Here is a 20804-nt window from a genome sequence, read left to right on the forward strand (position 1 = left end):
ATCCGCGCTTCCACCTGCACTTCACGCCGACCTCGGCCTCATGGCTCAACCAGGTTGAGCGCTTCTTTGCCCTGATCACCCAGGAGCGCATTCGGCGGGGCGCCTTCACGAGCGTGCCCGATCTGGAGAGTGCTATCATGGACTACCTGGAGCACCACAATGCCGACCCGAGACCCTTTGTCTGGACCGCCTCGGCCTCAGCTATCCTGGAAAAGGTCGCCCGTGCGAAACAAGCGTTAGAGTCACAACACTAGGTTGCGCGCTGGTGACGTTGGTCCACTCCGTAAATCCTTCACCCCACCATTCATTGTTTTCCGGGAAAGGATGAAACTGCGGCAGGTAATATGCAACAACTCTGACGTCATCCTGCTTCCGGGAGGAATGAGAGCGCGAAACCAAAAGCTTATCGCGTTCCTGAATGGCAGAGTTTCTAAACAGCTCGCGTTGCCGCTGTTGAAGCGTGCCCGCAAGCGGCTCGACTTCTGATGACGGTATGCAAAATTCCTGTAAGAGAGGCAGCTGATCTTGCGTATCTGCGATCCGCACCGTAATCTGCTTCTGCAGGGCCGGACCAGATCCCTTTGAAGTCGATAGGATGGAAAGGACATCCTGGATGGCATCGCTGGCGCATTCCGCCACGGAGAATCGGAAACCAGCTGTGACCGGGAAACCGATTTCTTTCGACAGATCGGGCCGCTTCTCGTTCGTTCGAACCGAGCCAATCAGCCTCTTGCCAAGGTAAACTTCCAGCTCAACCGGCGCCACCGGGTTGGCAGCAGAAATGCACCAGCCGCTGATCACACCGTCAGCAAAAGTCTCAACGCAGCCGCGGTAGGCTGGTTTCATATCCAGATTGTCGAGATTCGGCGTAATGCGCCGCACCACTGATACAGTCACTGATCCCTCCATGCGGGAAGGGGCAGCGAAATCGGCCGGACCAACAGGTTATGTTGATGCCGTGAAAGCATTCGCAATCTGCCCCACCACCGCACACTTGCATATTGCTGATGTGCCGGTTGTTCGAATTAACACTCGGCTCTTGAACGAAGCTTTTCTGGCTCCTCACAAGGAAGCGCCGCCGCTACAGTTCGGGCCAATTGAGCGTGCATATAGTGGAAAAGGACAATGAAACCTGTCACGGATTCGTCACAGGCCGCTGGTGCGGCCTCAAGGCGCACAGGCGACGTTGTGCCAGTTCTCGGGATTGGATCGGGTGGCAGGCCGCAGGCACCGAAGACCCACTTTCGCCTGATTGTCGTCCAATCGTCGCAGGAACCGAACTTGTGATGAATCTGTGGTTCATTTTTGCAAGCGGCTGCATTAAGCGTCCCGGAGCGTCGAAAACGGGCCATGAACTAAGAAGGCGCGATCTCGGTCCATGGAGTAGGGGCATGTCCAATCTTATCGTAGAACGCACTGACATCTCTGATGTCGTCCTGCTGAAGCCACGCCGGTTTGGCGATCACCGGGGGTGGTTCACCGAGACCTATAATGCTCGGTCGTTTACCCAAGCTCTGGGCAGCGTCGTTTTCGTGCAGGACAATCAAGCCTTCTCGGCCGCGAAGGGCACCCTACGCGGACTGCACTTCCAGCGCCCGCCAGAGCCGCAGGCCAAGCTGATCCGCGTCCTCCGCGGCAGCATCTTCGACGTGGCTGTCGATCTGCGCATGGGCTCCCCCACCTATGGCCGCTGGGTCGGCGAGACGCTCACGGCCGACGGAGGCGAACAGCTCTTCGTCCCGCGCGGCTTCGCCCACGGCTATTGCACCCTGGAGCCCGACACCGAGGTGGCCTATAAGGTCGATGGCTTCTACGCCCCGGAGTGTGACGCGGGCCTGGCCTGGAACGATCCGACCCTAGCGATCGCGTGGCCGATCACCCCCGAGGAGGCGATCCTGTCCGACAAGGACAAGAAGCTGCCAGCCTTCGCTGACTTTGTCTCTCCCTTCCGCTATGAACTGGCCGCCGCCGTCGCCTAGCGGGCTGCTCGTCTCTTCTTAACTCAGACCCAAGATTGTCTCTATGACCATCAAGCGCATTCTCGTCACCGGCGGCGCCGGCTTCATCGGCTCGGCCGTTGCGCGCCACCTGATCGCTGACACGCCCCACCAGGTGCTCGTTCTCGACAAGCTGACCTATGCCGGCAATCTCGATTCGCTCCAGCCGATCGAGACCAGCCCCCGCTACCAGTTCGAGCAAGCCGACATTCTGGATGCCCCTAAGGTGGGGGAGACCATTGCCGCCTTTCGGCCGGACTCGATCATGCACCTGGCGGCTGAGAGCCACGTCGACCGTTCGATCGACGGCCCCGGTGCGTTCATCCAGACCAATGTCGTCGGCACCTACACCCTGCTGCAGGCGGCGCTCGGCTATTGGCGCACCCTGTCCGACCCCGAGAAGGAGGCCTTCCGCTTTCACCACATCTCCACCGACGAGGTGTTCGGCTCTCTGGGTTCTGAAGGGTTCTTTACGGAAGACACAGTCTACGATCCGCGCTCCCCGTACTCGGCCTCCAAGGCGGCCTCGGATCATCTCGTGCGCGCGTGGCATCACACCTATGGCCTGCCCACCTTGGTGAGCAACTGCTCCAACAATTACGGGCCCTACCATTTCCCGGAAAAGCTGATCCCGCTCGTCATTCTCAACGCCCTCGAGGGCAAGCCCCTGCCGGTCTATGGCGACGGCTCGAACGTGCGCGACTGGCTCTATGTCGAGGATCACGCCCGGGCGCTTGTCACCGTCGCCGAGCGGGGCCGGGTCGGCGACAGCTACAATGTCGGAGGCCACAACGAAAAGACTAACCTCGAGGTGGTCCAGGCGATCTGTGCCATCCTGGATGACATCGCGCCCGATACCGTCATCGGACCGCGTGAAAAGCTGATCACCTTCGTCAAAGATCGTCCCGGTCACGACCAGCGCTACGCCATTGATGCCTCCAAGATATCCAGAGACCTGAACTGGCAGCCGCAGGAGACGTTTGAGACCGGCTTGGCCAAGACCGTGCGTTGGTATCTCGACAACCGCTCCTGGTGGGAGCGCATCCGCTCGGGCGTGTACCGCGGTGAGCGGTTGGGAACCGTGGCATGATCCTGGTTTTCGGCTGCGGAGGGCAACTTGGTCAGGAGCTGAGCGAGACTGCGCGCTCAGCCGGCACGCCGGTGATCGGCTTGAGCCGCGGGGAGACGGATATTGCCGACGAGGCTTCCGTCCACCGCGCTCTCAGCAGCCTAAGGCCGGATGTGGTCATGAATGCGGGCGCCTCCACCAAGGTCGACCAGGCTGAGACTGACGAGGAGGCCGCCATCCGCGCCAATGCGACCGGGCCTGAAATCCTTGCGAAAGCCTGCGCGGTGGCCGGCGGGCCGCTGATCCATGTGTCAACGGATGACGTCTTTGACGGCGCCAAGGCGGGTACCTACCGCGAGGACGATCCCCTCGCGCCGCAGAAGCCATTAGGGGGTGGGTTCCCGGCGGTTGCGCCCATCCGAAGCAAGGAGTATCCGACGCCGGCCCAGCGTCCCGGCACTTCGGCGCTGGACTCCAGCCTGTTCGGTCAAACCTTCGGCTGCACGGGTCGGCCATGGGAGAGCGCGGTCGACGCCACCGTCGCGCGCCTGCTGGCATAATCTCACGCACTATCCTAAGCCCCAGGGAGAGGGGCCAGACAAGGAAAACACCATGGACCGCAAGGGCATCATCCTCGCCGGGGGCTCCGGCACGCGTCTGCATCCGCTGACGCTCGGGACGTCGAAGCAGCTGCTGCCGATCTTCGACAAGCCGATGATCTACTACCCGCTCACCTCGCTGATGCTGGCAGGGATCCGGGACATCTTGATCATCACCACGCCTGAGGACCAGGCCGCATTCAAGCGGGTGCTCGGAACCGGGCAGCAATGGGGCGTGCGTCTTGAATATGCTATCCAGCCGAGCCCTGATGGGTTGGCGCAGGCCTTCCTGATCGGCGAGGACTTCGTGCGTGGGCATCCGTCCTGCCTGGTGTTGGGCGATAACCTGATCTACGGCCATGGCCTGTCGGAGGTATTGAAGCACGCGCACGCCCAGCGGGAAGGAGCCACCGTCTTTGGCTATCGGGTCGAGGATCCAGAGCGTTACGGGATTGTGGCGTTCGACGAGCAGGGGCGGGCGACTTCAATCGAGGAAAAGCCGGCGGTGCCGCGATCCCACTGGGCCGTGATCGGGCTCTATTTCTATGACGAGCAGGCCCTGGAACTGGCCAAAAGCCTCAAGCCCTCCGCGCGGGGTGAGCTTGAAATCACCGACCTCAACAATCTCTACCTCCACCAGGGACAACTTCAGGTCGAGCAACTGGGACGCGGATACACCTGGCTCGATGCGGGTACGCACGAATCACTCCTCGAGGCCTCCGAGTTCGTCCATGTTCTGCAATCGCGTCAGGGCCAGTTGATCGCGTCTCCGGAAGAGATTGCCTACCGGGAGCGCTGGATTGACCGCGCCACCTTCGAGGACGCCGCCGTTAAACTCGCCAAAACCCGCTACGGCCGCTCTCTCCTGGCGCAGCTTCACAGCAACGAGCTTTGATTCGACGAGAACCGGTCCCGTGGCCCGCTCACACCGAAAGCAGGATCAGTGCGCTTGACCGGCCTGATGTCTAGCGATCGCGGTTCCAGGCGGCTGGCAGGCCGGGACTTTGTCGTCGCGCGTCCTCTGTCATTCCAGGCCGTGGACGCAGCTTCGACGAGCCGGATCTGAGCTGGATAATTTCTTAAGCCGAGCGCGATCTGTGATGAATCGGTGACCGGTCTGGATGCGCGACTGATGTATACCCCCTCGTGGCTAATACGGCCGAGTTAGGGCAACACTATACCTCTTTAGGGGAAAAATTTATGGCAACTGTAGGTAGTGCATTCGACGGCCACGTGTCGCCGGAAGCGTATAGCTACTTCCTGAAGACCGAAGCAGGGGTCGTCAGGGATGGAACTCAAAATGCTCTCGCTCAAACCTTTGTGGGCACCAGCGCTGACGATTACGTCATCCTCGGACGCGGTGACGAGTTGGGGCAGCTGAATGGCGCTCCCGAGGGGTTCGACATTGTTGAGACGGACCGCTCTGTGAACATTGCCGGCACCGGCTTCCAGGGCGTGATCGTGACGGGCGACCGTGATGCTGCCGTCGGGGGCAGTGCCCTTGACGACTACATTGCCGGCAATGCTGGCGACAATGAGGTTCGAGCAGGTGCAGGCCGTGACGTTGTGGCCGGTGGCGACGGAGAGGATGACCTCTTCGGCGAGGACGGCAACGACATTCTCTTCGGCGATGCCGGTGACGACCTCCTCGAGGGCGGTGACGGCCACGACGCGCTGTATGGTGGCGCCGACAACGACACCCTCCTCGGTGGCGAAGGTGGTGACATCCTGGTGGGCGATGCCGGCAACGACCTCCTTGAGGGCGGCAATGGCCACGATGGTCTCTATGCAGGTGTTGGCAACGACACGCTCCGTGGCGGCGATGGCAACGACGTCCTGCAGGGTGATGCCGGCAACGACCTCCTTGAGGGCGGCAATGGCCACGACGGTCTCTGGGGTGGCGACGGCACCGACACGCTTCTCGGTGGTGAAGGCAACGACCTCCTGCAGGGCGATGCCGGCAATGACTCCCTTGAGGGCGGTGCCGGCAACGACGCGCTGTATGGCGGTGCCGACAACGATACCCTTCTCGGCGGTGACGGCGACGACATCCTGAACGGCATGGTCGGCAATGACGGGCTCTTCGGTGGCGCGGGCAATGATACGCTCCTGGGTCTGGGCGGCGATGATTCGCTGTTCGGTGGTGCCGGTTCGGATACCCTGGTCGGTTACGGCGGAAGCGACACCTTCGGCATTCAGTCCAGCGCCCCGGCCGACATCGACACGATTGTCGACTTCGACGCAAGCCAGGACGTCATTGATCTGTCCGAGACGGGTGCCGCCGCGATCGACGATCTTGCCTTCGACGGCGATGGTCAGGGCAACACGGTTGTGACCGTGAAGGCCGATGGCACGCAGTTCAAGCTGATCGGCTACAATCCGGACGATATCGACGGCACTTTCTTCGGCTGGTAATGTCCGACAGACGCGACAGCAAAGGGGAGCTTCCGGCCTTCGGGCCGGAGGCTCCCACTCTTTTCGTCATCCCCCATTCTCCGAGCACGGCGTTCGTCTGGTGTTCGCGCCTTGACGGCGCAGCGATCAGCGAGCTTCGGATCGGCGGAATCGCGGCTGCCGTGCTTGAGCGAAAAAAACTCGTCCGCCCGGGGCACAGCCTGGAGGTTCTGTTCATCGAAGGGGTGAACCTGCGCGACGGCACCGAGTGCGAGCTGCACGTCACCTCCAAGGCGCGCGGTTTTGTCTCCCTTCAGGGGGTGTCCCGCCTTGCACGCTGGGACGATCCTGACACCTCGCGCGTTCTCAGGCTGATTGCGAGCCGGTTCGCTGGCAAGAGCGGTCTGCCTCTCATCCTCGAACGCTACCTTGCCTTCATCAGTGCATGGCAGGCACCGAGCCGCGTTCTCGCAATCTTTCCGGAAGGCTGCATCGTCGAAATCGATGCAGTCTGTTCAGGCGACGACATCCGCGCCTATTCGGTCGCGGGGCATGGGCTGCACCCTGTGGCCATGCGGCCTCTCCTGCAGCGCGGCGACAGAACTGTCCTCTGGCTCACTGATCTGACAGTCCGGCACCTTTATCTTGAGGTCTCTGGTGCCCTGATCCGGGTCAATCTCGAGGACGCAAGGCATGCACCCCCAACAACGCCTGGGGCAGAAGGCAGGCGCCTTGAGCACGGGCTCGTCGAGGCCTTGCACGGCATCGTCGCACATCCTTCGCGGGAACTCGGCACGTGGGCCGCAGGCGTCTGCCGGCCAAACGCGACGATCCCATATGAAGACGCCGTCGTGGAGATCCTTCGAGCGGTCCGCCTTCCATCGCAGGAGCTTGCCGTCTTTATCAGTGTCGCGGGTGCCCCCTACGACCCGGAGCAGTTTCAGCTTGAGGCGTTCGCCGCAGGCCGTGCACTCAACGTCGACGTGATCGCACGCGATCGCGACCGCGAAGGCGGCGAGTATCAGCAGCAGATTATCCTGACGGCCAGCGGATTATCGCCCGAGGCGAGATGCCATAAACTGTCGTGGGTCTATGCGGGCCGTGAAAGTGTCGTCTGGCTGCGTGAGACGGCCTGCGGCGATCCCAGGAACGCGTCCCTGGCGCGCGACTTCAGGCCGGTCGGGTCCGTGAGCCGCGAGATCTTCCCAACCGTCCTGCATCCCCTGGCAACGGCCCAGCCCAATGAAGCCGCACCACGTCTCGCCCAGGTGGTCGAGTTCGGGCCACCAACAGCCAGTGCCCGGGCTGACGTTTTCATCTTTGCCGGTCCCGACCTTGAGGCCTTGCACCGCACCATTCTCGGGCTATCGCTCACATCTCGTGAAAGCCCAATCGCGATCCATATCTGCGTGTTCGATCGAGGTGTGATGGACCGGCTGGTTGTTGCGGCCGAGGAGTGGAGCAAGATCTACCGCGTGCCTCTGACGATCGTCGGTTACAGTGAACGCACCTCCGAGGCTCAGGTGGTGCGGAAGGCCTTCCGGGGGGCCGTGCCCCGCATCTTCTGCCGGGCCGGTGTCGTCCCACGCCGTGGCGATTGGCTGTCGCTGGTGCTGACAGCGCTCGGCAACGAGCGCACGACATTCCTTTTCGCTGCGGAGGCGGGCATGGAACCGCAGAACGCCAAGGCTGCAACGGTGCTCCCGCTTGGAGGGTTGCTGTCGGGCGACGGACGGGATTTATCCGATCGCCTTGCAGCAGTCGTCGTGGCGCCTGACACCAAACCAGACTTTGCGGGGATGCCGGGCTTCTACACACTCGAAGCAGCTCTCCTCGCGCAGGCGCTTCGCGCTGGCGAGGGCGAGGCAATTTTGCCTCTGGCATCTGCCGTCGACTTCGTTCATAGCGGGCCGCAGCAGCGTCCGGATGAGCTTTATGCCGAGCTGGATGCACTCAGTTTGCAAATCCTCTGCAAATCTTTTTTCGCGGCGAGGCGCCGGCCCCGCCACCGTGGCGTCAGAATGACAGGCTGACGAGCGTCAAACATCAGTGGTTCGGCCGCAAAGACAGATCATGAGCAAGAATACTCCACACACCTACAAGGACAATGATGTCGCCGCCGCGATGAGGGCGTGCCGGCAACACTTCCTGTTCGCCTTCGTCTTTAATTCCTTCGTCAACGTTCTCCTGCTGGCGTACCCGGTTTTCATGATCCAGGTCTTTGACAGGGTCATTCCGGCCAAGAGTTGGGAGACCCTTGTCGCGCTGCTGATTGGCCTGACGGTTGCGGTTTGCGCCAAGGCCGTCTTCCAGTGGGTGAGCGGTGCACTTCTGGTTCGCGCGTCGATTCGGATCGAGCGTCGCTTGGCGGATCGGCTGTTCAAGGTCGTCGTCCGGCGCTCTGCCAATGGCACCGGGCCGGCCGGCGCCCACCTGATCCGCGATCTGGACAGCTATCGCCAGTTTGTGACTGGGAAGGGCGCATTAGCCGCCATCGATATCCCGTGGGGCTTTCTGTTTATCGGCGTTCTTGTCGCCATCGATCCCCTGATCGGCTTTGTGGCCGGTCTCTGTCTTGCCATTTCGGCTGGAGCGACCATCGCGAACTCGATCCTGACCAAGCGAGCCCTGATCAAGGCCAATGTCATCGGGCATTCCTCGCAGCAATTCAGTGACGCAGCCGCCCGCTCGGCCGAGGCCGTCATTGGCCTTGGCATGCTGGATATGGTGGTCGGCCGCTGGCGCAGCGAGCGCAACAAGGCGCTTCAGGAGCAGCTCATTGCCAGTGGACGGGGGGTGACGTTATCCGCGTTTCTCGGCTCGTCCCGGGTCCTGATGCAAGGCATTCTCATGGGCGTCGGCGCGATTCAAGTGATCAGCGGCGAGGTCCCGACGGGCATTGTGTTCGCCGCCATCATCATCTTTGGCTTTGCCATGAAGCCCATCGATCAGATCATCGGCGCCTGGCAGGACTACCATCCGGTCAAGGAGGCGATGCGGCGGATCGATGCTGCGCTCACCCATGTGGCCGAGCCCGCGACGAACCTGCGCCTCCCGCGTCCGGCGGGAACGATCACGTGCCAGGATCTCACATTCGTTCCGTCCGGCTCGGATCGGCCGGTTCTCAAGCGCATCAACTTTGGCGTCAGGGCGGGCGAGAGCCTCGGACTGGTCGGATTGAACGGTTCCGGTAAAACGACACTGGCGCGCATTTTGACGGGTAGTCTGCGTCCCACCTCCGGGACGGTCAGGCTCGATGGAGCGGAACTCGATCAGTGGAGTAACGGGGAGTTTGGGCAGTTCGTCGGCTACCTGCCGCAAAGTGTGAGCCTCCTGCCAGGCACGGTCGCCGATAACATCGGCCGGTTTGGGACCTTCTCGGATGACGCGATCATCGAGGCCGCCAAGCGTGCCCGCGTCCACGATCTCATCCTGCGTCTGCCGAAGGGTTATGAGACGCCCCTCGACAACAATTCCATGCTCTCGGGTGGTCAGCGTCAGTTGATCGCCTTGGCTCGTGCCGTCATCGGCAATCCCTCCATCGTCATTCTCGACGAGCCGAACTCCAACCTGGATGGGCCGGGCGAGGAGGCGCTGGTCTCGTGCATGCGGGACCTCAAGGAGCGGGGAACAACGGTGATTTTGATCACCCACCGGCCCAACCTCGTTGTCCATCTCGATCATGCCGCTGTGCTTAAGGAGGGCATGCTGGTGAGCTTTGGATCAACAACAGAGGTCTTCAAGCAACTCGGTCGGCCGACGATCGTCAAAACGGTGGGGCAGAGACATGAATAATCACGTGCCAGTGGAGGCTCTTGCAGGGCCGACGTTCAAGGACTCAGCCTCTGGTCCTGTTATGTTTGGCGGCGTTGCGGCTCTGGCCCTTGTGTCGGCGGTGATGGCGTGGTCGTCCACGATGTCGGTCGCGAGCGCCTCGATTTCATCCGGAAAGGTCGCCGTTGAAGGAAACAGGAAAGCGGTCCAGCATCCGACCGGCGGCGAGGTCGGCGTTGTCTCTGTTCGTGAGGGGCAACTCGTCGCGAAGGGCCAGAAGCTGGTGCAGCTCGAATTGGCCGACGCCAAGGCCGAGGCAACGGTCTTGGGCAGCAGCCGTGCGGCGGCACTGTTGCGGGCGGCTCGCCTTCAGGCTGAGCGGACCGGCAGCGCCGATATCGCGTTTCCCGGCGAGCTGTTGGGCCAGAAGACCGACCCTCAAGTTCAGATGTTCCTGCAGCAGGAGCAGGCTCTCCTGACGGCGCGTCGTGCCGCCTATCTGGGTCAGATCAGCCTGCTGAACCAACAGATCGAGGGCAATCGCCGTCAGATCATCGCACTGCGTGAGCGCTCCAAGGCAGCGCAAACCCAGCTGGAAAGTGTCGAGAGCGAGTTGCTCTCCCTGCAACCCCTTCTGGAGAGGGGCCTGATTGCACGACCGCGGGTTTTGACTCTGGAGCGCACTGCCGCGGGTCTGCGCGGTGACATCTCGGCGGTGTCCGGCATGGCCACAGCCGAAGAGGACAAGATCCGCGCCGCCGAGATCCAGATCGAACAGCTCACGAAGGAGCGCCTGGAGAACATCGCGCGCGAGAGTGGCGAGAACGATGCCCGCCTGGCGGAGATCGAGCCACGCCTGATCTCAGCGCAGCGGCGGCTGGAGCAGTCGGTCATCGTCGCCCCGGAGGATGGCTATGTGTATGGTCTTTCGGTCTTCGGACCGGGGGCGACACTGACCCCGGGACAAGTTGCGCTCGAAATCGTGCCGAAGGACGATCCGCTTGTTGTCGCGGTTGAAATCGACCCCACTGATGTCAACCGGGTCAGGCCGGGCCAGCGCGCCAGCATCTACTTCTTGCCGTACCGCCAACGCTATTCTAAACCGATCTATGGAACACTGGAGAAGGTGTCCGCAGATCGCTTCGACGACAAGATGGCCAACAGGACCTACTATAAGGGCATCGTCAAGGTCGATCCGAAGGAGGTTGAGCAGGCCCACGTCGACATGACGCCGGGCATGCCAGCGCAGGTGACGATCGAGACGGGTACGCGCACAATCCTCGCGTACTTCCTCGATCCAGTGCTCAAAATTTATGATTTCGCTCTCAAGGAACAATAGGAGAAACCAATGGCACCGGGGCGTACAGGACAAACAACCGACCAGCCGAGAACAGAAGGCGGGGGCAACCGGCCCGTCAATCTCCAGGGGGATAGCCCGGAGGTCGTGGCGTTCGCGCTGCTGCGATATCTCGCGCAGCTTGAACAGCCGCGGGCGCGGCAGACGGGTGTCGTGTTCGATCGGGAGTGGCTCCTGAATGCGTATGCTGACTGCCTTGCGGCCGTGAAGGGCGAACGCCCCGTTGCGGCAGAAGACGCTACGAAGACGCCGGCAAAGTCAGCCAAGAGCAGCGGGCGCACGCGCTGAGACGACGAGCGCCCCGATCCGGGGCGCTCATCCCCCTAGGATGCGAGCGTCTCACGGATCAGGCGCTCGTAGGCCGGCCACGCGACTGCTTTGAAATCGAAGTGATCGAGCACCGTTTGCCGGGCACTGGCCGAGATCCGATCACGCAGACCTTGGTCTCCGGCGACGCGCGCGATGTTGTCGGCAAGCTCACGCCCATCGAAGAAGTCGGTCAGAATACCGTTCTCCCCATCCTGGATGACGTCCATCACGGGGGCGGTTGCAGATCCGACGACAGCACAGCCGCTCGCCATGGCATCCAGTAGCGACCAGGACAGGACGAACGGATAGGTGAGATAGACGTGCACCGTCGACAGGCGGAAGAGATTGATCAACGCCGGGTAGGGCAATGTTCCAAGGAAGTGCACGCGTTCCCAATCAACCTTCGGGCCGACCTCCTCAACCATGACCTGCTTCCAAGTCCGGCCCTGACTGGGATTGCGACCGTAGCTGGTCATCTCCTTGCCGACAATGGCGATGTGCGCATGCGGTAACAATCGCTGAATGTGGGGGAGAGCCCGCATGAACGTGTGGAAGCCGCGGTAGGGCTCCATCGAGCGGGAAACGTATGTGATGAGGGTTTGGCCCGGTTGAACCACGCCACGAGGCGATACTCGGAGAGGCTGTGCCACACCTGGTGTGGCGACAGCGGTGTCAATGCCCTCGTGAATGATCTTGATCCGACCCGACAGGGGCGCTGGGAAGGTTTGGGCCTGCCACCGCGTCGGTGACACCAGCACATCCGAAACGGCAGACGCTTGAAGTGTAGGAAGATTGCGCAGCGACACGTAGTGCATATCCACCGATGGAGCTTGAAATTCAGGATCAAAGTCCAGATCGCTGGCGTGGCTTCGGTAGTAGAATTCAAGGTACGAGATAATCTTTGCACTCGGAAAAATTTCTCGGAGGAAGAGAGCCTCGCCCCACCCCAGATGGACAAAGCACAGGTCGGGCGAAAATCCACGCTGCTTCAGGTCGAGGAGGCGCCAGCGGACCGTATCGCCGCGGCGCACCTGTTCCGAGAAAAAGGTAAGGGGCGGAAAGAGGTCGGACGCGTGATCTGGACCCGAAGTATAGGCTTCATAGCGAACTGGCCCGAAATCGCCGTCGCATAGGGGCTTTTGTCCCATCGCAACAACCTTGAAGTCCTCGTAGTTGCCGATCTCGCGGGAGAGGAGTTTGTACTGCCCTGGAAAGTTTTGATGAAGAAAAAGGACGTTGCACGTCATAAGAAACCTATTGAGAAATCTAGGCCGCTCAGAACCGGCGGCCTCATACAGGATGGGGGCTTCGGCATTCTATGGGCTCCCGCGTCCTGTGAAAAGCCATCACAGCGTCCCGGAGGCAATTCTGAGAAAGGATTGTCGGGGCCCGCTACGAAACGGGTCACTCTGTCGCTTGTTTTTGAGCCGTGTTCTTTTTAGCATGATACACGTCCTGGACGCCGCTTCCTTGGCATCAAATCACCAAGCCACTTGACTGATCGATCAGGGCATGGGAGCGCCGGGCCAACTTTCTCCGACGCCGGCATAGCCACTAAGTGTTTTCCTCATCAAAGAAATCCATGCACGCTCAGATTGACGAAGTATTCGAAATAGGTGGCGTGATCATCGCACGGGTCCGGATCACCTCCGACTTCTCTCGAGCGCAATTTTATCGCTGCCATCTTGAGCAGAACGGAATTGTCCTTTCTGTAGCGGGCAGTCAGTGGTTTGAGGTCCTTCCATCGGCGCCCACTCTCAAAACAAAAAAACGGGCGGGACGTCGCGTGGCTGCTTCAGTGTCGCCATCGCATCAATCGGGAAAGGCGTATCTGGTGGCCTTTGGCGATGCCGCGGTAAGCCAGCTCAGCAGGGACTGCCCGATCACCGTCATGGTACAAGCCGATTCCGCGGAGATTGGCCGTGGCTCCGTGAAAGTGAGCGCACTTGACGTGGCGCGGCTCCAAGGTGTTAGCTTTAAGTCGGCACTGTGCAGTGCGATGCAGGCCTTAGGCGCTCAAGAGATCGCCGCAATCCTGAATACGTCCATCACGGTTGAGCCTATCGAGAACTTTGGTCAATTCCGGGTCAGAGATGCCATCTTCGCCAATAGTGGATTGATTCTGAGTGCATGGATCAGCGAGCTCGCCCACCGCAACATTCATTTCGTAACGGCGGACATCCGCTGCTGGGTGGGCCCGTCCCAAATCGCCAGACGGCCCCTTGAGAGAGACACCACTGAGACTGAGCTTGCTGCCGACTGCCTCACCGTGCCTGCCGTCGGCTCTATCGTCACGGCTGTCCTAACGACGACAGGCAGCAGCGTTGTGGAGCGGTTGTACCTCGTTGAAGTCGACCCGTCTGGAGCCCAAGCCACCTTCTATGGCCCGGTGACCGTCACAGGGTCGAGAAGTGAACAGGAGGCGGTGCGGCGTGTCCAGGAGGTATTTGGTCCGATCCAGTCCCTGCCCAGGCCACTCATTCAACAGGTATACCGGCCTCTGTTGGCTCTTCCGAAGGTGATGGCCCGTGCGCGCCGCTTTGTATTTGGACCTCCCGTTGATGAGACGGCACCTCTGTCATCAATTATCATCCCATTCTACGGCGACGCGTTCTTCCTTAACTGCGTCTTTCACCTGCAGCGCGTCATGGGGCCCGGCTTTGAATTGGTCCTTGTCGTTGACGATCCGAGAATTTGGCCTGAAGTGTACGGCCGCTTGAGCGGTCGCCGCTCATCAATCACGCTCCCCACCACGCTTCTGCAATGTGAAGAGAACTATGGCTATGCGCGGGCCAACAACCTCGGCTTTAGGGCAACCAAAGGCGATGTCATCTTCCTCATGAATTCCGACATCATGGTCGTGGATCCAACGGTCCTCAGGGATGCGGCCGAAACCATCCGGGCGAGACGGCGGGCTGGGGGACCCGCGGCAATTGTTGGGTTTACCCTCCTTTATGAGGATGACACCATTCAGCACATCGGCATGGAGTTCCCGCAGTCGCCCCTGGTCGGGAATATGCATCTCGCCGATCACCCGATGAAGGGCTTGCCCTTGACGCTCTATGAGGGGGAGTCAACCCGAAAGCCGGCTGGCGTAACGGGGGCCCTGATGGCGCTCTCGTCGGGCCTTTACCAAAAGCTCGAAGGGTTTGACGCGGCGTACGAGCGCGGTGATTTCGAGGATGCGGATCTGTGCCTAAGAGCACAGCAGATTGGAGCCGAGATCCAACTTCATGTCAGGCCAGGCCTGTACCATCTGGAGCGGCAATCCATCAGGAGGATGGGCGATGCCGATCTGCGGGAGATGATCACCTATATGAATTGCGTCGAGTTCAACGCACGGTGGGCCGCTATCTTGGCGGGCCAGGCCCAGAGCTCCGTCGAGACATCAGCACGTCCGGTCATAAGGCGTCGACCAATCAGCATCCGCAAGCGCAGCGCGGTGCAGACATCAAGTGATGATCTCCAGCGCGCAGGGTCTAGGATTGATTAGGGCGGTACGATGCGGATCCTTGTTCTGGCTCATGGCCACCCAGACCTCAGTTCCGGGGGAGGCGAGAGGGCAGCCTACTCACTGTTCCAGCGGCTCAAGCAAAGCCCTCAAGTCACAAAGGCCGTCTTTGTGGCCTCCACCAACCACCAGGCTATTGGCCATGATGCCCCGTTTGGGAGTTTCCGGGGCCGCCCGGATGAAATCCTGGTCGCGACGCCTCCGGTTGATGGCTTTACCTTCCAGAGCCTTGGTTACGATGCGCTCAAGCGGCTCGTCGACGGATTGGTCCAGTCCGTGAAACCGGATCTCGTTCACATTCACCACTTCCTGTTCTGGGGGATCGAGGTTTTCGAGCTGTTCAAGCAGGCCGGCGTCCGAGTCGTCTTTACCTTTCATGAGTTCGCGGCAATCTGTGCCCAGTACGGTCAGATGGTGAAGACGGACGGCCGGCTCTGCCATGCGGCGTCCCCTGGCGAATGCGGGCTATGCTTTCCTGCACTCAGCGCGGGAAAATTCTTCATCCGCAACACGATCTTGAAGTCGCTGTTCAACCATGTTGACTGCTTTACCGCACCCAGCAACTTCCTGATGGAGCGGTACGTGGCGTGGGGCATCCCGCGGGATCGAATTACCGTCGTGGAGAACCTCCTTGGTGCATCTGTGATAGAACGGTCAAAAGCGCGAATGGCACGGCGGGCGAAGACCGCTGCAGGGCGAGCCAAGGTGGTGTTTGGGTATTTTGCTCAGATTAACCCCTTCAAAGGGTTCGACCTGCTCTTGGAGGCGGCATCGCTCCTGCCCGACGATGTCCGCACCCAGCTGACGATCAGGATTTACGGCGAAAATACGCAATACCGTGATACAGAATTCCATCGGCGCACCGAGGCCCTCCATGCCGAAGTTCGGGATGTTGTTTCTCTCATGGGGGGCTATCGTGGCGACGATGTTATCGATTTGATGGCGGCTTGCGACTGGATCATCGTCCCATCGATCTGGTGGGAGAATTCCCCGGTTGTGATCCAGGAGGTCCGACTGGCAGCGCGGCCTCTGATCGTCTCCAACATTGGCGGGATGGCGGAAAAGATTGATCAAGATGTCGACCTTGTTTTCCCGGCAAGAAGTCCGGGCGCCCTGGCAAACTTGATCGCCGACACCGTCCTTGGCATGGATCGGCCTAACCAGAAGCATCTGACCGATCTGGCGCAATCGCGGATCCAAGCTGATGAGACCCATTTTGCGTGCTATTGTGCTTTGTATGATGAAGCACTCACAGGATGAGCGCTACGGCGCCGTCGAGTTTGATAACGAGGGCAGGGCGATCTCGATCGAAGAAAAGCCTCGGCGGCCGAATCCAATTGGGTCGTCCCAGAGCTATACTTCTATGAGGCGCAGCTCAAACCCTCGGCCCGCGGCGAGTTGGAAATTACTGATGTCAACCGGACCAGTCTGGAGATGGGGCAGTTGCAGGTCGAGTTGATGGGGCGCGGCTATGCCTGGCTGGACACCGACACGCCGGACCGCCTGATTGAGGCCTCGGAGTTCGTACGTGCACCGGAGAAGCGCGAGGGCGCCAAGATTGCCTGCCTGGAAGAGATCGCTTACAACGCTGCGTGGATTGACCACGCGCAGTTGGGTGCCCTTGGCCGGCGTCGCTCCAAGAGCAGGTATGGACAATACCTCCTGAGCCTCGCCGAGACGGCTGTAAAACTGGGGTAAAGGCAGATTGAAGCTGAGCCCGGCGGAACTGCGGCTCTGCCTGTCGTCAGGATGGCGCGATCCTAGCCAGAAGGTTTGTTATGCTTTGATAACCCGGCCATCGACAATACCCGCCTTGGCACAGACATTTCGAGTGTCAACCACGAGTTTCGCGTGCTCCACCACGAGGCGGTAGTCGACTGCATCGTGATCAGTAGCGATCAGAACGGCATCATAACCGTGTACCGTGTCAGCGGTGAGGGCGACGGAGCGGCGCCCGGCCAACGGGCCGTGCTTGCGGGTTGGCGGCAGTTCCGGAACGTGCGGATCATGGAAGTCGGCCTGCGCCCCGCGAGCCTCGATCAGCTCGATGAGTTTGAGAGACGGGCTTTCCCGCATGTCATCAACGTTCTTCTTGTAAGCGACGCCCAAGATCAGGATTTTTGATCCGCTGAAGGGAATGCCGTTGCGGTCGACCGCTTCCGCCAGGCGATCGACCACGTAGTAGGGCATGTACGTGTTGATCTGGCCGGCAAGCTCGATGAACCGGGTGGTGATATCGTATTCGCGGGCCTTCCAAGTGAGATAGAACGGATCGATCGGAATGCAGTGCCCGCCGAGGCCCGGGCCGGGATAGAACGGCATGAAGCCAAAGGGCTTGGTCTTGGCGGCCTCGATCACCTCCCAGACGTCGATGCCCATAGCGGCATAGACGACCTTCAGTTCATTCACGAGGGCGATATTGACCGCGCGGAAGATGTTCTCAGTGAGCTTTACGGCCTCGGCCGTGGCGGTGGAGGACACCGGAACGGTGGTGTCCACGAGTTGGCTGTAGAGGGCGTCGGCGAGGGTGAGAGCCTCAGGCCCGTCACCGCCGATCACCTTCGGAATGGTGGAGGTGCCGAAATCCGGGTTGCCGGGGTCCTCGCGCTCGGGCGAAAAGGCGAGGAAGAAGTCCCTGCCGCTGGCGAGACCTGTGGCCTCGAACAGCGGTTTGAGCACCTCATCCGTGGTGCCGGGATAGGTGGTGGATTCCAGAACGATCAACTGCCCCTGGCGCAGCCGGGCGGCGATTGCACGCGCCGTCGTCTCCACATAAGACAGGTCGGGCTCACGGTGCTTGGTGAGCGGAGTCGGTACGCAGATCAGGAGGGCGTCAGGCTCACCGAGGCGGCTGAAATCCGTGGTGGCCTCCAGGCGGCGGGATGAGACGGCCTCGGCAACAGCGGCGGCGGGAATGTGCTTGATGGTACTCTCGCCACCGTTGAGCCGCTCGACGTAGGAGAAATTAATGTCGAAGCCAAGCACGGAAAACCCCGCCCTGGCGGCCGTGAGCGCCAGAGGCAGGCCGACATAGCCGAGGCCGATGATGCCGATGGTCACTTGGCGAGCCTGAAAGCGGGCCAGCAAGGCCGGGATATCGGCCGCCGGTCCGGCATGGGTTGTGTCGGTGGCAGGCATCAAGCTCCCCGGGTTGTCCACCGCTTGTGTCTGCAAGGTTGGCCGAAGTCCGTCAAGGGGAGGCGCGGGTTCCCGAGTATGCTCCAAGGATCAGTGTGCTGTCGATGCACTGGCGCGGCGCGGCGGCAGGGTCAGACCGCGGCGCATCCTCCCGTTCAGCCGGTACCGGCTTGTCAACTTCAGTCGCCACCGTTAGAGCCATTTGACCCGCCAGCAGGCGCAACGAACCTAGACGAGATCCCGAAAATGGCATCATCCCTGAAATTCGGTACGAGCGGGCTGCGTGGCCTTGTGACGGAGCTGAATGGCGTTCCGGCGTTCGCCTACACCCGGGCGTTTGCAGAGATGCTCAAGGAGGACGGCTCAGCCGTAGCGGCGAACGGTGTCGTGCTCGTGGGGCGGGATCTGCGCGACAGCAGCCCCAGCATCGCACAGCTGTGTTGCGCGGCTCTCAAGGAATCTGGGCTTGCTCCCCTCGATTGCGGCGCACTGCCCACACCGGCCTTGGCCTATCATGGGATGCGCTTCGGTCTGCCGGCGGTGATGGTCACCGGCAGCCATATTCCGGAGGACCGCAACGGCCTGAAATTCTACTGCGCCAAGGGTGAAATCGACAAACAGGACGAGACCCAGATCCTGGCCTGGCATGGGAAGCTGGATATTCAGGCTGTCCCGGACCAGGCGCGGAATCTGCAGGCAGGAACGCCAGAGATAGACCTTCTGGCCGCGTACAAAGCGCGCTACCAGGAGTTTTTCGGCGCAGGTGCGATGGCGGGGCTTACCGTCGGGGTTTATCAGCACTCCTCAGTGGCGCGGGATGTGATCGTCGAGATGATCGAAGCTCTCGGGGCACGGGCCGTGCCGCTCGGGCGGGCGACAAGCTTTATCCCGGTCGACACTGAAGCCTTGCGCGAAGAAGATGAAATCCTGGCGCAGCAATGGGCTGGAGAGCAGCGGCTGGATGCAATCGTCTCGACTGATGGTGACGCGGATCGCCCGTTGATTTCAGATGGAACGGGAGCGTTCCTGCGCGGCGATCTGGTTGGGGCGATCACGGCGCGGGCTCTCGGCGCTGATGTGATTGTGACGCCGGTCACCTCTAACTCGGCTCTGGAGGCGTCGGGTGCATTTGGTCGTGTCGTGCGCACCAGGGTTGGATCGCCGTATGTGATTGAAGGGATGGCAGAGGCTGGCCGTTCAGGCGCCCGCGCCATCGTGGGTTTTGAGGCGAATGGTGGTGTTCTGCTCGGCAGCGACATCCTGCGCGGCGATCGACAGCTGGCGGCGCTGCCCACCCGGGATGCCATGCTGCCCATCCTGTGCGCTCTCCATGAGATTGTCGCCAATAGAAAACCACTCCAGGAGATTGGGCGGGAGTTTGCCTTTAAGGCGGCGGCCAGCAATCGGCTGAAGGAGGTTGCGACTGAGAAAAGTGTAGCCTTCGTGTCCAGGCTTGAGCTGGATGAGATCTTTATGGCTAAAATCCTCGCTCCCCTAGGCGGTGTGGCCGAGCACGATCACCGGGATGGACTTCGGATTACTGCGAAGAACGGTGAAGTCGTGCATTTTCGCCCGTCGGGCAATGCGCCGGAGTTGCGTGTTTATGTCGAAGCGGCGACACCAGAGCGGGCAGAGAGCCTCCTGAGCTGGGGACTCCAGATAGCGGCACAACACACACGGTGATGCTGCTCCCCACGCGATCCTTGGCTCACGGTCTACAGAGGGGCAAGCGATGGAATGGAAAGTCAATCGATCCCGCATCGTTTTTCGGGACCGTTGGGTGTCGCTTCGGGCAGATGACTGCATAACATCGTCCGGCGTGGAGATTGCCCCGTTCTACGTCCTTGAGTATCCGGACTGGGTGCATGTCATCGCAGTAGATGCTGACAACCACGTTCTGCTCGTTCGGCAGTACCGGCATGGTTACGGTGGAGTGACGCTGGAGTTGCCTGGCGGCGTCATGGATGCAACCGATGCGGATCCTGTCACGACGGCCGCTCGCGAGTTGAGCGAGGAAACTGGCTATACGGCAAGTTCCTACCGTCTGCTCGCGAGCCTATCGCCCAATCCAGGAACCCATACAAACCGGGTGCATGTAGTCCTTGCACAGCCAGCTGTCTTCACAAAGCCCCCAACTCCTGAACCGAGCGAGAATATTTCTGTCGTGAGCATGCCTGTGCGTGAAGCACAGCGGATGGCACTCAACGGCGAGTTGATACATGCCCAGCATGTAGGAATGTTGTTAATCGGGCTGAATGCAGCCAACCTCCTTCAGGTCGGTTGTTTGCCTGATACAGCCAATAGCGTCGAAATTACCTAGCTGATGCCGGTTTCGGGTCTGCGACAATGAGGAGGCTATTCTCCGGGGGACCACGGCAATATCGGTTTTCGTCCAAAATTCAACTGCTGCTTAATAGCCAATAGACGTGATGTTTCGCACATAGATACGTTATCATCTCATTGCCGAGCCAGATTGAATCGCGGCTGAAGTACATCAGAGAGCAATGTTTCGGGTAAATTCTGCCAGTCGAGATCTGAGCGGCATGGACCAAATCGCCCCACTTTGTGAAAGCCTGATCTTAACTCACTAATAAGTACTGCGTTACATTATAGATTGAAGGTGCCAGGATGATTCAGTGATCAGCCTCGCACAAGG

18 protein-coding genes and 1 pseudogene are annotated in these 20804 nt (G+C 60.6%); 16 read left to right on the plus strand and 3 right to left on the minus strand.

Annotated features, from left to right (window positions below):
* A pseudogene (locus FS320_RS45965) lies at positions 1-254 on the plus strand (IS630 family transposase); the annotation flags it as partial.
* Here FS320_RS45965 and FS320_RS17160 read toward each other — a convergent pair.
* Positions 202-897 carry a glycoside hydrolase family 99-like domain-containing protein gene (locus FS320_RS17160; protein WP_244627194.1) on the minus strand — a complete coding sequence of 232 codons (696 nt, stop codon included), beginning with the start codon at positions 895-897 and terminating at the stop codon, positions 202-204. The pseudogene FS320_RS45965 and the gene FS320_RS17160 sit on opposite strands and share 53 nt — an antisense overlap.
* 494 nt (positions 898-1391) lie before the next feature.
* Between FS320_RS17160 and rfbC the strand changes: the two genes are divergently transcribed.
* The 9 genes from rfbC (at position 1392) to FS320_RS17205 (ending at position 11478) form a co-directional block, all read left to right on the plus strand.
* Complete coding sequence (gene rfbC, locus FS320_RS17165) at positions 1392-1979, plus strand: dTDP-4-dehydrorhamnose 3,5-epimerase (protein WP_152713049.1); 588 nt, start codon at positions 1392-1394, stop codon at positions 1977-1979.
* A 43-nt stretch (positions 1980-2022) separates the two neighbouring features.
* Complete coding sequence (gene rfbB, locus FS320_RS17170; RefSeq protein ID WP_152713050.1) at positions 2023-3087, plus strand: dTDP-glucose 4,6-dehydratase; 1065 nt, start codon at positions 2023-2025, stop codon at positions 3085-3087.
* Positions 3084-3626, plus strand: coding sequence for an SDR family oxidoreductase (locus FS320_RS17175; protein ID WP_152713051.1), 543 nt, complete (start codon positions 3084-3086; stop codon positions 3624-3626). Before rfbB ends, FS320_RS17175 begins: the two co-directional genes overlap by 4 nt.
* A 52-nt stretch (positions 3627-3678) precedes the next feature.
* Complete coding sequence (gene rfbA / locus FS320_RS17180) at positions 3679-4560, plus strand: glucose-1-phosphate thymidylyltransferase RfbA (protein WP_152713052.1); 882 nt, start codon at positions 3679-3681, stop codon at positions 4558-4560.
* A gap of 305 nt (positions 4561-4865) precedes the next feature.
* A complete protein-coding gene (locus FS320_RS17185; protein ID WP_152713053.1) occupies positions 4866-6080 on the plus strand; it encodes a calcium-binding protein in 1215 nt (404 codons plus the stop codon).
* Entirely contained in the window at positions 6080-8092 is a 2013-nt protein-coding gene (locus FS320_RS17190) for a hypothetical protein (RefSeq protein ID WP_152713054.1), read from the plus strand. Before FS320_RS17185 ends, FS320_RS17190 begins: the two co-directional genes overlap by 1 nt.
* Positions 8093-8132: 40 nt before the next feature.
* The gene (locus FS320_RS17195; RefSeq protein WP_152713055.1) at positions 8133-9854 is read left to right on the plus strand and encodes a type I secretion system permease/ATPase; all 1722 of its coding nucleotides are present in this window, start codon (positions 8133-8135) and stop codon (positions 9852-9854) included.
* Positions 9847-11172, plus strand: coding sequence for an HlyD family type I secretion periplasmic adaptor subunit (locus FS320_RS17200; protein ID WP_152713056.1), 1326 nt, complete (start codon positions 9847-9849; stop codon positions 11170-11172). The genes FS320_RS17195 and FS320_RS17200 overlap by 8 nt, the downstream gene beginning before the upstream one ends.
* A gap of 9 nt (positions 11173-11181) precedes the next feature.
* Positions 11182-11478 (plus strand): hypothetical protein, encoded by a 297-nt coding sequence (locus FS320_RS17205; protein WP_152713057.1) that lies wholly within the window; start codon positions 11182-11184, stop codon positions 11476-11478.
* Between the two features lie 35 nt (positions 11479-11513).
* On the opposite strand, the gene FS320_RS17210 is transcribed toward FS320_RS17205, so the two are convergent.
* Positions 11514-12746 (minus strand): glycosyltransferase, encoded by a 1233-nt coding sequence (locus tag FS320_RS17210; protein WP_152713058.1) that lies wholly within the window; start codon positions 12744-12746, stop codon positions 11514-11516.
* Positions 12747-13081: 335 nt separating this feature from the next.
* On the opposite strand from FS320_RS17210, the gene FS320_RS17215 reads away from it, so the two are divergent.
* Genes FS320_RS17215 through FS320_RS17225 form a run of 4 tightly spaced genes read left to right on the plus strand, consistent with a single transcriptional unit; the run spans position 13082 to position 16708 of the window.
* Positions 13082-14992 (plus strand): glycosyltransferase, encoded by a 1911-nt coding sequence (locus tag FS320_RS17215; RefSeq protein WP_152713059.1) that lies wholly within the window; start codon positions 13082-13084, stop codon positions 14990-14992.
* A gap of 9 nt (positions 14993-15001) precedes the next feature.
* Positions 15002-16270, plus strand: a complete 1269-nt coding sequence (locus tag FS320_RS17220; protein ID WP_152713060.1) for a glycosyltransferase — start codon at positions 15002-15004, stop codon at positions 16268-16270.
* Positions 16251-16469: a sugar phosphate nucleotidyltransferase gene (locus tag FS320_RS50750; RefSeq protein WP_420846740.1), complete on the plus strand. Its 219-nt coding sequence runs from the start codon at positions 16251-16253 to the stop codon at positions 16467-16469. Before FS320_RS17220 ends, FS320_RS50750 begins: the two co-directional genes overlap by 20 nt.
* The gene (locus tag FS320_RS17225; protein WP_420846739.1) at positions 16409-16708 is read left to right on the plus strand and encodes a sugar phosphate nucleotidyltransferase; all 300 of its coding nucleotides are present in this window, start codon (positions 16409-16411) and stop codon (positions 16706-16708) included. The genes FS320_RS50750 and FS320_RS17225 overlap by 61 nt, the downstream gene beginning before the upstream one ends.
* Before the next feature lie 78 nt (positions 16709-16786).
* On the opposite strand, the gene FS320_RS17230 is transcribed toward FS320_RS17225, so the two are convergent.
* Positions 16787-18148 carry a nucleotide sugar dehydrogenase gene (locus tag FS320_RS17230; RefSeq protein ID WP_152713061.1) on the minus strand — a complete coding sequence of 454 codons (1362 nt, stop codon included), beginning with the start codon at positions 18146-18148 and terminating at the stop codon, positions 16787-16789.
* 246 nt (positions 18149-18394) lie between these two features.
* On the opposite strand from FS320_RS17230, the gene FS320_RS17235 reads away from it, so the two are divergent.
* Together FS320_RS17235 and FS320_RS17240 are read left to right on the plus strand one after the other, a co-directional pair.
* Positions 18395-19831 carry a phosphomannomutase gene (locus tag FS320_RS17235; RefSeq protein WP_152713062.1) on the plus strand — a complete coding sequence of 479 codons (1437 nt, stop codon included), beginning with the start codon at positions 18395-18397 and terminating at the stop codon, positions 19829-19831.
* A gap of 49 nt (positions 19832-19880) precedes the next feature.
* Positions 19881-20468 carry an NUDIX hydrolase gene (locus FS320_RS17240; RefSeq protein WP_152713063.1) on the plus strand — a complete coding sequence of 196 codons (588 nt, stop codon included), beginning with the start codon at positions 19881-19883 and terminating at the stop codon, positions 20466-20468.
* Positions 20469-20804 lie beyond the last annotated feature (336 nt).

The sequence above is a fragment of the Microvirga tunisiensis genome, assembly GCF_009296175.1.
Taxonomy (GTDB): Bacteria; Pseudomonadota; Alphaproteobacteria; order Rhizobiales; family Beijerinckiaceae; genus Microvirga; species Microvirga tunisiensis.

Bases quoted from the DNA above. Each gene is read 5' to 3' on its own strand.
- FS320_RS17185 (WP_152713053.1), top strand. From the start codon at position 4,866: ATGGCAACTGTAGGTAGTGCATTCGACGGCCACGTGTCGCCGGAAGCG.
- FS320_RS17240 (WP_152713063.1), top strand. From the start codon at position 19,881: ATGGAATGGAAAGTCAATCGATCCCGCATCGTTTTTCGGGACCGTTGG.
- rfbA (WP_152713052.1), top strand. From the start codon at position 3,679: ATGGACCGCAAGGGCATCATCCTCGCCGGGGGCTCCGGCACGCGTCTG.
- FS320_RS17230 (WP_152713061.1), bottom strand. From the start codon at position 18,148: ATGCCTGCCACCGACACAACCCATGCCGGACCGGCGGCCGATATCCCG.
- rfbC (WP_152713049.1), top strand. From the start codon at position 1,392: ATGTCCAATCTTATCGTAGAACGCACTGACATCTCTGATGTCGTCCTG.
- FS320_RS17190 (WP_152713054.1), top strand. From the start codon at position 6,080: ATGTCCGACAGACGCGACAGCAAAGGGGAGCTTCCGGCCTTCGGGCCG.
- FS320_RS17195 (WP_152713055.1), top strand. From the start codon at position 8,133: ATGAGCAAGAATACTCCACACACCTACAAGGACAATGATGTCGCCGCC.
- FS320_RS50750 (WP_420846740.1), top strand. From the start codon at position 16,251: ATGAAGCACTCACAGGATGAGCGCTACGGCGCCGTCGAGTTTGATAAC.
- FS320_RS17220 (WP_152713060.1), top strand. From the start codon at position 15,002: ATGCGGATCCTTGTTCTGGCTCATGGCCACCCAGACCTCAGTTCCGGG.
- FS320_RS17200 (WP_152713056.1), top strand. From the start codon at position 9,847: ATGAATAATCACGTGCCAGTGGAGGCTCTTGCAGGGCCGACGTTCAAG.
- rfbB (WP_152713050.1), top strand. From the start codon at position 2,023: ATGACCATCAAGCGCATTCTCGTCACCGGCGGCGCCGGCTTCATCGGC.
- FS320_RS17235 (WP_152713062.1), top strand. From the start codon at position 18,395: ATGGCATCATCCCTGAAATTCGGTACGAGCGGGCTGCGTGGCCTTGTG.
- FS320_RS17205 (WP_152713057.1), top strand. From the start codon at position 11,182: ATGGCACCGGGGCGTACAGGACAAACAACCGACCAGCCGAGAACAGAA.
- FS320_RS17175 (WP_152713051.1), top strand. From the start codon at position 3,084: ATGATCCTGGTTTTCGGCTGCGGAGGGCAACTTGGTCAGGAGCTGAGC.
- FS320_RS17215 (WP_152713059.1), top strand. From the start codon at position 13,082: ATGCACGCTCAGATTGACGAAGTATTCGAAATAGGTGGCGTGATCATC.
- FS320_RS17210 (WP_152713058.1), bottom strand. From the start codon at position 12,746: ATGACGTGCAACGTCCTTTTTCTTCATCAAAACTTTCCAGGGCAGTAC.